Source organism: Actinacidiphila sp. DG2A-62, from assembly GCF_035825295.1.
Taxonomy (GTDB): Bacteria; Actinomycetota; Actinomycetes; order Streptomycetales; family Streptomycetaceae; genus Actinacidiphila.
The window spans coordinates 5811754-5824557 of record NZ_JAYMGI010000002.1; the positions used below are offsets into that span (position 1 = coordinate 5811754).

A 12804-nucleotide genomic window follows, 5' to 3' on the forward strand; every position below is an offset into this window, starting at 1 on the left:
GGGAAGACGGGGCGACCGCCCCACCGTAGCAGGAACGAATGAATAAGCGTTCATGTATTCATTATCTACGATGGGTGCCATGGGCCACGGAGCGAACACCCGGCACGACGGCGGCGACGACGGCGCGGCGCCGCGCACCCGCCTGACCGCGGCGAACGCCGCGCAGGTCGCCACCACGCTGCAGGCGCTGTCGACGCCCTCGCGGCTGCTGATCCTCGCCCGGCTGCGCGAAGGCCCGTGCGCGGCGACGGAGTTGGCCGAGACCGTCGGCATGGAGCAGTCCGCGTGCTCCCACCAGCTCCGGCTGCTGCGCAACCTCGGGCTGGTCACCGGCACCCGCCGGGGCCGCTCGGTCGTCTACGCGCTGCACGACAACCACGTGGCGGCCCTCCTCGACCAGGCGGTCCACCACATCGAGCACCTGCGCCTGGGCGTCACCGACCCGCCGGCCGCCGCGTCCGCCGGCGCCGGGTCCGACGCGTCCGCCGACGCCGACGCCGACGCCGACGCCGAACTCTCCCTGTCCTGAGCGCCGTGTCAGGCCCCGGTCAGAGCCAGCCCTTCTCGCGGGCGATGCGGACCGCCTCCGCGCGGTTGCGCGCGCCGGTCTTCTGGATCGCGGTCGACAGGTAGTTGCGGACCGTGCCCTCGGACAGCAGCAGCCTGCGGGCGACCTCCGCGTTGACCGCGCCGTCGGCCGCCGCGATGAGCACGTCGCGCTCCCGCGCGGTCAGCGGGTCCGCGCCCTCCGCGAGCGCCTCGGCGGCGAGCGTGGGGTCGATGACCCGCTCACCGCGCAGCACCCGCCGCACCGCGTCGGCCAGCTGCGCCGCGGGCGCGTCCTTGACCAGGAAGGCGTCCGCGCCGGACTCCATCGCGCGGCGCAGGTAGCCGGGCCGCCCGAAGGTCGTGACGATGACGACCTTGACGCCGGGGGCGTGCTCGCGCAGCTGCCCGGCCGCCTCGATGCCCGTCGTGCCGGGCATCTCGATGTCCAGCAGCGCGACGTCGGGGGAGTGCTCGCGCACCGCGTCCAGCACGAGGTCGCCACGCGCGACCTGCGCCACCACCTCGATGTCGTCCTCAAGGCCGAGCAGCGTGGCCAGCGCCTCCCTGACCATCGACTGGTCGTCGGCCAGCAGCACCCGAATCGTCCCCGTCACCCCGGCAGGGTACCGGCCGACCGCTCGCCGACCGCTGCCGCCTCGTACAGCGTCCAGCCGTCCACCTCGTCCGTACGGTCGCGGCAGGTCAGTCCGCCGCGGGACAGCAGCGCGTCGAGCAGGGCGCGCACGGTGCCGGGCTCGTGCAGGTTGAGCCACGGGCCGCGCCGGGTGCCGACCGCCCCGGACGGCGTCGCGCCGCCGTCCGGCACGAACCGGCCGGGCCCGCCGGCGAACACGATCCGCGCCACCCCGAGGGCCCCGGGCCGCCGCACGGTCAGCACCTCCCGGCAGTCGTCGTACAGCCGGCCGCATCCGTGCTCGCGGTGCTCCTGGTGCTCGTGCCGCACCGACCAGAGAAACGTCTCGCCGTCGACCACGAGGTGCCGCGGCGTCCTGCTGCTGCGGGTCATCTGTCGACTTTAAGCCCGTGCGCCCGCCGCCCTCCGCGCAAAACCGGCCACCCGCGCGGCCGACATCCGCTCCCCGCAAGACCGGCGGGCCGGCGGCTGGCGGCGCCGCCGGCCGCGGGCCGGGGGCCGGGGGGGCCGTCAGTTGAGGTTGGCGCGCGCGGCGCGGGCCTCGGCGCGCAGCACCTGCGCGGAGGGCGGGTCGAAGGTCGCGATCAGCTCGGCGTAGTCCTCCAGCTCGGCCGCGCCGCCCAGGAAGTCGCCCATCGCGACCAGCAGCCGGGCCCGCTCGTAGCGGAGCTTGGCCGGGTGCCGGGGCAGCAGCAGCGCGAGGTCGATCGACCACAGCTGCACCGCCCGGTGCTCCGGCCGGGTCGCCGCCCAGGCGCGGATGTTGTTCAGCACCCGCTGCACCGTGTCCAGCGGATCGGCCGGCGCCAGCATCGCCGGCGAGAACGGCGTGCCCGCCGCGCCCGCCACCAGCAGCTCCGCGTCCGCGTCCGTCAGGATCCGCCCGCTGTCGTACGGGTCGACCAGCACGTGCGGACCGCCCGCCTCGCCGAGCCCGACCACGAAGTGGCCCGGCAGCCCGACCCCGTAGACCGGCGCGCCGGCCCGCCGGGCCACCTCCATCCACACCACCGACAGCAGGATCGGCAGCCCGCGGCGGCGCCGGAGCACCTGTTGCAGCAGCGACGACTCCAGCTTCTGGTAGTCGGCCGCGGTGCCGTGGAAGCCGTGTTCCGCGCCGAGCAGCCGGCCCAGCGCCCGCGCCCAGTCCAGCGGCGCGGCCGGCCGGTACGGCAGCAGCCCCGCCAGCCGGTCCAGCTCGATCTCCGCCTCGTCCATCGCCGCGCCGTCCAGCGCCGGGTCCGCCTCCGCGCCGATCAGCAGGCACAGCCGCGCCAGGTCGGGTCGCTCCTCCCGCGCCTCGGCGGCGAAGCGCTCGCGTACCGGCGGTACCGGCTCGGGTCCGGTCATGCGCCGGGACGCCGGTAGCAGTACGTGTGGTGGTCGGTGAAGCCCAGCCGGTCGTAGAGGGCGCGCGCGGCCGTGTTGTCCGCCTCGACCTGGAGGTACGCGGCGGTCGCGCCCTCGGCGTACGCCTGCCGGGCCAGCGCGCCCATGATCGCCGTCGCCAGCCCGCGCCGCCGCAGCGCCGCCGGCACCTCGACCGCGCCGAACAGCGCCCAGCGCCCGTCCACGACGGCCCGCCCGATCGCCACGGCGCCCGCGCCCGCCTCCGCGCCCGGCGCCGCCTCCGCGCCCGGCGTCGCCTCCGCGCCCGGCGTCGCCTCCGCGCCCGGCGCCGCGACGCTCGCGAACCACACCGACGCCCCGCCCGTCACCACCTGCACCGCCGCCTCCGCCAGACCCCCGGTGAGGTGGTACGCCGCGAGCCACCGCGCGTCGATCTCCCGCGCCACCCGCACCGGCCCGAGCCCCGGGGACCGTATGCCCGGGCGGACCGCCCCGGACGCCGGCGCGGCTCCCGACGCCCCGGCTTCCGACGCCCCGGCTGCCGCTGCCGCCGCTCCCGCCTCGCCCGCGTCCGGCAACGACGTCAGCGGCGCCAGCGGCGCGACCCGCACCACCGTCTCCGCCTCCCGCGTCCACCCCGCGGCGTCCAAGTCCGGCCCGTACGGCGAGGAGTCGGGCACCTGGAGCCACGGCGTCAGCCCCCGCTCGCCGTACCAGGCCACGACACGCCGAAGCGCCTCCGCCGCCGGCACGCCCGGATCGCCCGCGACCAGCACCGAGTTGGCGCGCCGGGTGAACCCGCCGGCCGCCCGCAGTGTCCAGTCCCCGAGACGCTCGCTCTCCAGAGGCGGCCAGGCCCGCGCCGCGATCTCCTCCAGCTCCTCCGCGGCCACGGCGGGCACCGAGGGCCCCGGCCGCCGGGCCGGCGCGGCCGGCACGGTCTTGCCCGCGACCAGCGTGGACTCCTCGATCGTCACCGTCTCCCCGGTCCTGCGTGTGACCCGGAGCACACCGGCATCCCAAGATGCGAGAACTCCGATGGTGTCGGCAAACGTAGGATAACCGTCTGCAACACTGGTCAGCCGCCGTACCGATACACGTTTTCCCACGTCAGCGGGGGTGATCCGGACTTCGAGCCGTGCGCCGGCCGAGAATTCCGCTGGCATGGGGTGCCCCTCCTGTTCGGATCGTGCTCAGGAACGGAGATACTAGGTGCGGGCATCGACGACGCCGCGCTCCCGCGCGAGATGAGCCCTAACGAGGAGGAACGACAGCGTGACCTACGTCATCGCGCAGCCTTGTGTCGACGTCAAGGACAAGGCGTGCATCGAAGAGTGCCCGGTCGACTGCATCTACGAGGGCTCGCGGTCCTTGTACATCCACCCGGACGAGTGTGTCGACTGCGGCGCGTGTGAGCCGGTGTGCCCGGTCGAGGCCATCTTCTACGAGGACGACACCCCGGAGGAGTGGAAGGACTACTACAAGGCCAACGTGGAGTTCTTCGACGAGCTGGGCTCGCCCGGCGGCGCGTCCAAGCTGGGCCTCATCGAGCGCGACCACCCCTTCATCGCCGCGCTGCCCCCGCAGAACGGCTGACCACGGGCGCACGGCGCGCGGTGCGCAGGACGCTGCGACAACCGATCCCACCGGGCTCCGTACGGCCACGACGGCCGTACGGGGCCCGGCGTCCGTACCGCCCGAAAGCGCGTACCGCCTGAATCACCCGCATCACCCGCACGACGCAAAGCGAGAGTGAGCACGTTGAGCATCTCCGCCCGCCTCCCGGTCTTCCCGTGGGACCGCCTGGAGCCCTACAAGGCCGCGGCGGCGGCGCACCCGGACGGCGTGGTCGACCTGTCGGTGGGCACGCCGGTGGACCCGGTGCCCGAGGTGGTGCGGCAGGCGCTCACCGCCGCGGCCGACAGCCCCGGCTACCCGCTCACCTACGGCACCAAGGCGCTGCGCGAGGCCGCCGCCGGATATCTGCGGCAGTGGCACGGCGTGACCGGCGCCGACCCCGCGCACATCCTGCCGCTGATCGGCTCCAAGGAACTCGTGGCCTGGCTGCCGACGCTGCTCGACCTCGGCGAGGGCGACCAGGTCGGCTTCCCGCACCTGGCCTACCCCACCTACGAGATCGGCGCGCTGCTCACCCGCGCGCAGGCCGTCACCTACGACGACCCGGTCGCCGACCTCGACCCCGCGCGGGTACGCCTGCTGTGGCTCAACAGCCCGTCCAACCCGACCGGCCGGGTGCTCGCCGCGGCCGAGCTGCGCCGCATCGTGGCCTGGGCGCGCGAGCACGGCGTCCTCGTCGTCGCCGACGAGTGCTACATCGAACTGGGCTGGGAGGGCGCGGAGCCGGTCTCGGTGCTCCACCCCGACGTGTGCGGGGACGACCACCAGGGGCTGGTGGCCGTCCACTCGCTGTCCAAGCGGTCCAACTTCGCGGGCTACCGCGGGGCGTTCCTGACCGGGGACCCGGCCGTCGTCGCCGAACTGCTCGCGGTGCGCAAGCACGCCGGCATGATCGTGCCGCAGCCGGTGCAGGCGGCGATGACCGCCGCGCTCGGCGACCGCGCGCACGCGGTGGAGCAGAAGCAGCGGTACGCCCGCCGCCGCGCCGCGCTGCGCGACGCCTTCCGCGCGGCCGGCTTCCGCATCGAGCACAGCGAGGCGAGCCTCTACCTGTGGGCCACCCGCGGCGAGCCCTGCTGGGACACCGTCGGCGACCTGGCCAAGCTCGGCGTCCTGGTCGCCCCCGGCGAGTTCTACGGACCCGCGGGCGCGCAGTTCGTGCGGATCGCCTTCACCGCCACCGACGAGCGCGTCGCGGCGGCCGTCGCCCGGCTCGGCTAGCGGTTCGGGGTTCCGGGGGCGGCGGCGCCGCCCCCGGGCGACCTCGATCGCCGGCGGGCTCGGGGCCTGCTCAGACCAGTCCGCTGAGCGGGAGCCGGTCGGCAGCCGGGAGGGGAGGCAGCGCGCCGAGGTTGGGCACCAGCGAGGTGGTCGGCAGCGCCTGCGTCGCCGGCAGGTCGGCCGTCGCGGACTCGGCGGCGCCGCCGAGCAGCCGGCCCGCGGAATCCGTCGCGCCGCCGGCCGCGTCCCGGACGTCCGGCAGGGCGTCGTGCCCCGCGGTGCTCAGCACCTGGTCGGCGGTCGGCAGGGTCGTCTTCATCGCGTCCGTTCCCGCGTTCGCGGCCAGCACGGTGGTCTGGTGCGAGGCGTTCTCCACGGCGTCGCCGAGGCCGTCGCCGTCCAGCGCGGTCAGGCCGCCGAGGCCCGGTCCGGCCGGTGCGGCGGCCTCCGCGGCGTGCGCGGCGCCGGCCGCGAGCAGCGGCGCGGTGGCCGCGGCGCCCACGAGCAGGACGGTCCTGGCGAGGCGGCGTGGGAGGGAGAGGGACATGACTCCTCGTTTCGTCTGACGGCTTGCACTTCCCCCTGCCTACCGGTCCGACCGCCTCCGAGGTTGCGGCCGTTCGAGTGAAGCTCCGCGAAGTCCGCCCGCGTGGGTGAATCGGCGCCTGCCGCTGGGCATCGCCGGGGCCCCGGGCCGTGCGCCGCTCGGCCGCCCCGGCTGCGGGGACGGCTCGGCGCGCGGCGGTGATCGGAACGGCTCAGCGCGCGACGGTGATGCGGACGTCGTCCGGGGACGGGCGCGCGCCCGACGCGTGCGCGGACTGCTTCTGCTTCTGCCAGCCCTTGCCGGAGCGCGCCGCCTGCCAGCGCATGTCGCCGAAGGCGACCTCCTCCACCTTGAGGTCGTGCGCGTGGGCCACGGCCCACTGGGCGACCTCCCAGCCGCGGCGCGTCCCCGCGCCCTCCGCCGAACCGCCGGACGGCGCCGCCGGGACCGCGACGGTGCGCGGGCTGGCCGCGTCCTCCCGCGGCCGCACCCGCGTGCCGAACTCCCGGGTCAGCCGCGCCGTCACCTTCGCGGTGCTCCCGAGCCGGCCGCCCGCGCTGTACGGCGTGTCCGCGCCGGTGGTGCAGCTCAGCGCGCCCGCGTCCTGCCCGGTCAGCGCGCCCGACAGCAGCGTCGCGTCCGCCTCGTGCTTGGCGTACGCCTGCGGGTAGCCGCTCTTCTGCACCTTCTGCGCGGCCACCGTCAGCGGCAGCCGGGTGTAGCCGTCGATCTTCACCAGGCTGTCGAAGAAGGAGTTTGAGGAGTAGACGGGGTCGAGGATCTGCTGCGAGGTGCCCCAGCCCTGGGAGGGGCGCTGCTGGAACAGGCCCAGGGAGTCCCGGTCGCCGTGGTCGAGGTTCTCCAGGCGGGACTCCTGCAGCGAGGTCGCCAGCGCTATCGTCACCGCACGCTCGGGCAGGCCGCGGGAGGTCGCCACGGCGGCGATCGTCGCGGCGTTCGAGGCCTGTTCCGGCGTGAGCTTCAGGACGTCACCGTCGGCGGTCACCGTGCAGCCGGCCCCCTCGGGGGAGGTGCGGCTGAAGTGGTACGCGAGGAAGACGCCGAGGGCCAGCAGCGCGATCACCGCGGTGAGGAACGTGAGGCAGGCCCCGGGTTTGCTCTTCCCCGCGGGCCTGGACGACGTGGGCACGGCGGAAGGTTACCGTCCTCCGGCCCCCCGTCCGTCCCCCTCGACGCTGGGCGCCGGCCCATCAGGGGCGCGGCCCCTGTACGTCGGCTCAGCGCTGGGCGCCGGCCCATCAGGGGCGCGGGGAACTGCGCGCTCAGCCCTCCACCGGCGGGTGGTCCGTCTCCGGCAGGAACAGCCCCTTTGACAGGGGGGCGCGGGCCTGAAAAGCACGCCCGGCGTCGGGCCGGGCGGGTGGGGCCCGAGCGGGAGGCGACTAAGCTCGCGGGATGCGCAACGGACTGGATCTGACCGTCGACGCGGGGTCCCTGACCGCGCGCCTGGTGGACGTACCGTCCGAGAGCCGCCAGGAGAAGCCCCTCGCCGACCTGGTGGAGGGCGCGCTGCGCGCGGTCCCGCACCTGACGGTGGACCGCGACGGCGACGCGGTGGTCGCCCGCACCGCCCTCGGCCGCGCCGAGCGCGTCGTGCTGGCCGGCCACCTGGACACCGTCCCCGTCGCGGACAACCTGCCCTCCCGGCTGGACGCCGACGGCGTGCTCTGGGGCTGCGGCACCTCGGACATGAAGGCGGGGGTCGCCGTGCAGCTGCGGCTCGCCGCGACGCTGCCCGCGCCCAACCGCGACCTGACCTTCGTCTTCTACGACGCGGAGGAGATCGCCGCCGAGTTCAACGGCCTGCGGCGGCTGGTGGAGCGCCACCCCGACTGGCTCGCCGGGGACTTCGCCGTGCTGATGGAGCCGACCGGCGGCCGGGTCGACGGCGGCTGCCAGGGCACGCTGCGGGTCCGGGTGACGACCACCGGCCGCCGCGCCCACTCCGCGCGCAGCTGGCTGGGCGAGAACGCCATCCACAAGGCCGCGCCGATCCTCGCGCGCCTGGCCGCGTACCAGCCGCGCCGGGTGGAGATCGACGGCCTGGTCTACCCCGAGGGCCTGAACGCCGTACGGATCGAGGGCGGCCACGCGGGCAACGTGATCCCGGACTCCTGCGCGGTCACCGTGAACTACCGCTTCTCGCCCGACCAGAGCGAGGCCGAGGCGCTGGACCGGGTGCGCGAGGTCTTCGAGGGCTTCGCGGTGGAGCTGACCGACAGCGCGCCGGGCGCGCTGCCCGGACTGTCGCACCCGGCCGCGGCGGCGTTCGTCGAGGCGATCGGGACGCCGCCGGCCGCCAAGGAGGCGTGGACCGACGTCGCGCGCTTCTCCGCGCTGGGCATCCCCGCGGTGAACTACGGCCCCGGCGACCCCGCGCTCGCCCACACCCGCGAGGAGCACGTCGCCGTCGCCGCGGTGCTGGAGGCCGAGGAGAAGCTCCGCCGCTGGCTGACCGCCTGACCGCCTGACCGCCGCACCGCGCCGCCGGCCGGGCGACCGTACGCGGCCGGGCGTTCGTACGACCGTCCCCCGGCCGGGCGACCCGCCGCGCCCGTCCCCGGGGCCTCCCCGGTCACGCCCGCCTCCTGCGTTCCCGCCCCCTATGTCACACCCTCCGTGAGCAACCGAACTGGGGTGCGGAAGGGTCCTCCTACCCGGCATGGTGTGTGGTCGAGGGATCACGGGAGCACCTCCGCGCGGACGGACGCGGGGGGTGGCGGGACGAGGAGGGGGAGAGGCGCGTCGTGGGGCTGACCAGCACGTGGTTCACGGCGCTGCTGTTCGTCGCGGCCATCGCCGCGGTGGCGGGCGCGGTGCTGCTGTGGCAGCGGGTGCGCGGGCCGCGGCCCGTGCGGCTCGCCGCCCGGCTCGGGATGATCGTGATGTGCCAGCTCACCGCGATCCTCGTGGTCATGGTCGTGGTGAACAATCAGTACGGCTTCTACGCCTCCTGGGACGACCTGCTCGGCAGCGCCAACAGCGGCGGCCGGCCCACCGCCGGACCCGGCGCGCCCACCACCCCCGCGGTGCCGGACTACCGCGCGAAGTTCACCGCCTACTCGCAGGGCTTCGAGCGGGCCACCGTGCGCGGCTGGCACTCCGGCACCAAGGGCGACGTGATCGTGTGGCTGCCGCCGCAGTACGGCAAGAAGGAGTTCGCGCACACCCGCTTCCCGGTGATCGAGGTGCTGCACGGCATACCCGGCACGCCGCACAGCTTCCTGCGCGGGATGCGGCTCGGCCGGATCATGGAGGACCAGATCACCGCCGGGCGCGCCGAGCCCGCCATCCTCGTGCTGCCGACGATCACCCCTGACCGGGTGAACACCGGCTGCGCCGACGTCCCCGGCAAGAGCCGCGTCGCGACCTGGCTCACCGACGACGTGGTCAGGACGGTCAACCGCAACTTCCGTACCCTGCCCGCGCCGCGCGGCTGGGCGGTGATGGGGATATCCACCGGCGGCTACTGCGCGGCCCGGCTCGCCCTGGAGCATCCCGAGACCTTCGCGGCCGGCGCCGCGCTCGCGCCCGACGACCCCAGCCGCGGCGTCCGCTCCCCGGTGTGGCTGGCGCACCACACCGTGCCGGCCCCCGACGTGCAGCTGCTGGTCGAGTCCAGCGACCAGGACCCGGAGAGCCCGCCGAAGTTCGCCGCCGCGATCACCGGCGCGGTCTCCCCGCCCACGCACGTCACGACGATCCGGATCAGCAACGGCGGCCACAACTGGAAGACCTGGGGCCGGATGTTCCCCGAGGCGTTCACCTGGGTCAGCGGCCGGATCGAGGCGCCCAGGGTGGTCCCGCTCGCCCCCTCCGCCGCACCATGAGCCGTGCCCCGCGCCGACCCGCGGTGCGTACCCTGCCGGTATGACAGACGACGTGAAGGAACCACGCGACGGCCAGGACGACGCCTGGCAGGACGCGGCCGCGGCGGCGGCCGCCGCCGCGGAGGGGTACCCCGACGGACAGGGCTACCCCGAGGGCCGGGGCTGGCCCGAGCGGCACACCGGACCGGTGATCAGGAGGCGCGGCCAGGTGCAGTCGGGGACCACCGACCAGAGGCTGCTGGACAGCCGCGGCGAGACCGACTGGGTGCACAGCGACCCCTGGCGGGTGCTGCGCATCCAGTCCGAGTTCGTGGAGGGCTTCGGCGCGCTCGCCGAACTGGGGCCCGCGGTCAGCGTCTTCGGCTCCGCCCGCACCCCGGTGGACTCACCGGAGTACGAGGCGGGGGTGCGGATCGGCCGGGCGCTGGCCTCGACCGGGCACGCGGTGATCACCGGCGGCGGCCCCGGCGCGATGGAGGCCGCCAACAAGGGCGCGCTGGAGGCCGGCGGCGTCTCGGTCGGCCTGGGCATCGAGCTGCCCTTCGAGCAGGGGCTCAACCCCTACGTCGACATCGGCGTGAACTTCCGCTACTTCTTCGTGCGCAAGACAATGTTCGTGAAGTACGCCCGCGGGTTCGTGGTGCTGCCCGGCGGGTTCGGCACCCTGGACGAGCTGTTCGAGGCGCTGACCCTCGTGCAGACCAAGAAGGTCACCCGCTTCCCGATCGTGCTGTTCGGCGCCGACTACTGGGGCGGGCTCGCCGACTGGGTGCGCGGCACCCTGGTCGCCCAGGGCAAGGCGTCCGCCGCGGACGTCGAGCTGTTCCACCTCACCGACGACGTCGACGAGGCGGTCAAGCTGGTCACCAAGGAGTCCGCGTAGCGCGTGCCGCGGTCGCCGCCGCGAGCGGGGGCTCAGGCGAGACCCCGGCGGGCCACCGCCGGGGGCCGGTCGCCGCGGATCGCGGCGACCATGTCCAGCACCTGGCGCGTCTCGGCCACCTCGTGCACGCGGTAGACCCGCGCGCCGAGCCACGCCGAGACCGCCGTCGTGGCGAGCGTGCCGATCAGCCGCTCCTTGACCGGCCGGTCCAGCGTCTCGCCGACGAAGTCCTTGTTCGACAGCGACACCAGCACCGGCCAGCCGGTGGCCGCCATCTCCGGCAGCCGCCGGGTGGCCTCCAGCGAGTGCCGGGTGTTCTTGCCGAAGTCGTGGCCCGGGTCGATCAGCACCCCGTCCCGCCGCACTCCCAGCTCCACCGCCCGCTCGGCCAGCCCCACGGTGACGCGCAGGATGTCGGCCATCACGTCCTGGTAGCCGATCCGGTGCGGCCGGGTGCGCGGCCGGGCGCCGCCCGCGTGCGTGCACACCAGGCCCGCGCCGTGCCGCGCGGCGACCTCCGCGAGCGCCGGGTCGACGCCGCCCCAGGCGTCGTTGAGCAGGTCCGCGCCGGCCTCGCAGGCCGCCTCGCCGACCTCGTGCCGCCAGGTGTCCACGCTGATCACCACGTCCGGGTGGCGGCGGCGCACCTCGGCGACGAACCCCGCGGTGCGGCGGATCTCCTCCTGGGGCGAGACCTCCTCGCCCGGCCCCGCCTTGACCCCGCCGACGTCGATGATCTCCGCGCCCTCGGCCACCGCCCGCGCGACCCGCTCCAGCGCCGGCTCGTCGGTGAACGTGGCGCCCTGGTCGTAGAACGAATCGGGCGTACGGTTGACGATCGCCATGATCACCTGGTCCCGCTCGCCGAATTCCCGGCTGCCCAGCCGAAGTGCCACTGCCGCTCCTCATCTCAGACTCATGCGATCGTGGCACGATCGTGCCTGACACGTAGCACCCGCACCGCGGCACCCGCTCCACCGGCTCTGCCCCGCACCACCCGCAGCACCCGCTCGACCCCGCACCACCTGTTCCGCCGCTCCACCGCTGCACCGCGTTCCACCCGCCCGTAACCGCCCGTCCTTGAGTTCCTGGGGAGATCGACGTGTTCTGGTTCATGCTCATCGCGCTCGTCGCGGTGGTCGCCGCGGTGGCGATGGCCGTACTGGGCGACGGCGGCGCGCTGAAGGACGCCGACCCGGACCGCATCCACGACCGGCTGCCGCCGGACCGCCCGCTGGTGCGCGGCGACATCGACGCGGTCCGGCTGCCGACCGCGCTGCGCGGCTACCGGATGCTCGACGTGGACGAGGTGCTCGACCGGCTCGGCGCCGAACTGGCCGAGCGCGACGCGCGGATCGCCGAACTGGAGTCCTCGCTGGCCGGTGTGCACGCGCACGGCTCGACCCTCGCCGACGAACTGCCGCCGCCGGTCCACGGGGACGACGCGCATGAGTGAGCCGACCCCGGCCGCCCCCGCCGAGGGCCCGGCCGTCTCCGCCGAGGGCCCGGTCGCCGACGCCCCCGACGCGGCGGGACCGGTCGTCGGCGAGGACGGCGTGGCCCGCTGCCCGTGGGGGCTGTCCACGCCGGACTACGTCGCCTACCACGACGGCGAGTGGGGCAAGGCGGTGCACGGCGACGACGCGCTCTTCGAGCGGATCTGCCTGGAGGCGTTCCAGTCCGGGCTGTCCTGGATCACCATCCTGCGGCGGCGCGAAGGCTTCCGGGCCGCCTTCGACGGCTTCCTGATCGACAAGGTCGCGGCGTTCACCGACGCCGACCGGGCCCGCCTGCTCGCGGACCCGGGCATCATCCGCAACCGCGCCAAGATCGACGCCGCGATCTCCAACGCGGCCGCCGCGCGGCAGGTACGCGCCTCCTACGACGGCGGTCTCGACGCGCTGATCTGGTCCTACGCGCCCGACCCGGCCACCCGCCCGGCGCCGCGCACGCTCGCCGACGTCCCCGCGGTCACCCCGGAGTCGACCGCGCTGGCCAAGGACCTGAAGAAGCGCGGCTTCCGGTTCGTCGGCCCGACCACCGCGTACGCCCTGATGCAGGCGTGCGGCCTGGTCAACGACCACCTGGCGGGGTGCGGCGCGCGCTGAGA

At 75.1% G+C, this 12804-nt stretch carries 15 protein-coding genes; 8 read left to right on the forward strand and 7 right to left on the reverse strand.

Annotated features, from left to right (window positions below):
- The first annotated feature begins 79 nt into the window (after window positions 1-79).
- Window positions 80-529 (forward strand): ArsR/SmtB family transcription factor, encoded by a 450-nt coding sequence (locus VSR01_RS26135; RefSeq protein ID WP_326451558.1) that lies wholly within the window; start codon window positions 80-82, stop codon window positions 527-529.
- Window positions 530-548: 19 nt separating this feature from the next.
- Here the strand turns inward: VSR01_RS26135 and VSR01_RS26140 are convergent, their stop codons facing one another.
- The 4 genes from VSR01_RS26140 to VSR01_RS26155 all read right to left on the reverse strand — a co-directional run bounded on the left by VSR01_RS26140 (window position 549) and on the right by VSR01_RS26155 (window position 3720).
- Entirely contained in the window at window positions 549-1163 is a 615-nt protein-coding gene (locus tag VSR01_RS26140) for a response regulator transcription factor (protein ID WP_326451559.1), read from the reverse strand.
- On the reverse strand, window positions 1160-1576 hold the full coding sequence (locus VSR01_RS26145) for a hypothetical protein (protein ID WP_326451560.1): 417 nt from the start codon (window positions 1574-1576) through the stop codon (window positions 1160-1162). The genes VSR01_RS26140 and VSR01_RS26145 overlap by 4 nt, the downstream gene beginning before the upstream one ends.
- Before the next feature lie 138 nt (window positions 1577-1714).
- Entirely contained in the window at window positions 1715-2554 is an 840-nt protein-coding gene (locus VSR01_RS26150) for a transglutaminase-like domain-containing protein (protein ID WP_326451561.1), read from the reverse strand.
- Window positions 2551-3720, reverse strand: coding sequence for a GNAT family N-acetyltransferase (locus tag VSR01_RS26155; RefSeq protein WP_442785542.1), 1170 nt, complete (start codon window positions 3718-3720; stop codon window positions 2551-2553). The genes VSR01_RS26150 and VSR01_RS26155 overlap by 4 nt, the downstream gene beginning before the upstream one ends.
- A gap of 109 nt (window positions 3721-3829) precedes the next feature.
- Between VSR01_RS26155 and fdxA the strand changes: the two genes are divergently transcribed.
- Together fdxA and dapC are read left to right on the forward strand one after the other, a co-directional pair.
- Window positions 3830-4150 carry a ferredoxin gene (gene fdxA / locus VSR01_RS26160; protein WP_003985062.1) on the forward strand — a complete coding sequence of 107 codons (321 nt, stop codon included), beginning with the start codon at window positions 3830-3832 and terminating at the stop codon, window positions 4148-4150.
- Window positions 4151-4315: 165 nt separating this feature from the next.
- Window positions 4316-5413, forward strand: coding sequence for a succinyldiaminopimelate transaminase (dapC, locus tag VSR01_RS26165; protein WP_326451563.1), 1098 nt, complete (start codon window positions 4316-4318; stop codon window positions 5411-5413).
- Window positions 5414-5483: 70 nt separating this feature from the next.
- Here dapC and VSR01_RS26170 read toward each other — a convergent pair whose 3' ends face one another.
- Together VSR01_RS26170 and VSR01_RS26175 are read right to left on the reverse strand one after the other, a co-directional pair.
- On the reverse strand, window positions 5484-5960 hold the full coding sequence (locus VSR01_RS26170) for a hypothetical protein (RefSeq protein ID WP_326451564.1): 477 nt from the start codon (window positions 5958-5960) through the stop codon (window positions 5484-5486).
- Between the two features lie 211 nt (window positions 5961-6171).
- Window positions 6172-7110: a heavy metal transporter gene (locus VSR01_RS26175; protein ID WP_326451565.1), complete on the reverse strand. Its 939-nt coding sequence runs from the start codon at window positions 7108-7110 to the stop codon at window positions 6172-6174.
- A gap of 266 nt (window positions 7111-7376) precedes the next feature.
- On the opposite strand from VSR01_RS26175, the gene dapE reads away from it, so the two are divergent.
- The 3 genes from dapE (at window position 7377) to VSR01_RS26190 (ending at window position 10694) form a co-directional block, all read left to right on the forward strand.
- A complete protein-coding gene (dapE, locus tag VSR01_RS26180; RefSeq protein WP_326451566.1) occupies window positions 7377-8444 on the forward strand; it encodes a succinyl-diaminopimelate desuccinylase in 1068 nt (355 codons plus the stop codon).
- A 284-nt stretch (window positions 8445-8728) separates the two neighbouring features.
- Window positions 8729-9811: an alpha/beta hydrolase gene (locus VSR01_RS26185; protein WP_326451567.1), complete on the forward strand. Its 1083-nt coding sequence runs from the start codon at window positions 8729-8731 to the stop codon at window positions 9809-9811.
- A 40-nt stretch (window positions 9812-9851) separates the two neighbouring features.
- Complete coding sequence (locus tag VSR01_RS26190; protein ID WP_326451568.1) at window positions 9852-10694, forward strand: TIGR00730 family Rossman fold protein; 843 nt, start codon at window positions 9852-9854, stop codon at window positions 10692-10694.
- A 32-nt stretch (window positions 10695-10726) separates the two neighbouring features.
- Here VSR01_RS26190 and folP read toward each other — a convergent pair whose 3' ends face one another.
- A complete protein-coding gene (gene folP, locus VSR01_RS26195) occupies window positions 10727-11539 on the reverse strand; it encodes a dihydropteroate synthase (RefSeq protein ID WP_326453823.1) in 813 nt (270 codons plus the stop codon).
- A 257-nt stretch (window positions 11540-11796) separates the two neighbouring features.
- Between folP and VSR01_RS26200 the strand changes: the two genes are divergently transcribed.
- Window positions 11797-12150 carry a DivIVA domain-containing protein gene (locus tag VSR01_RS26200; RefSeq protein WP_326451569.1) on the forward strand — a complete coding sequence of 118 codons (354 nt, stop codon included), beginning with the start codon at window positions 11797-11799 and terminating at the stop codon, window positions 12148-12150.
- Window positions 12143-12802 (forward strand): DNA-3-methyladenine glycosylase I, encoded by a 660-nt coding sequence (locus VSR01_RS26205; protein ID WP_326451570.1) that lies wholly within the window; start codon window positions 12143-12145, stop codon window positions 12800-12802. Before VSR01_RS26200 ends, VSR01_RS26205 begins: the two co-directional genes overlap by 8 nt.
- Window positions 12803-12804 lie beyond the last annotated feature (2 nt).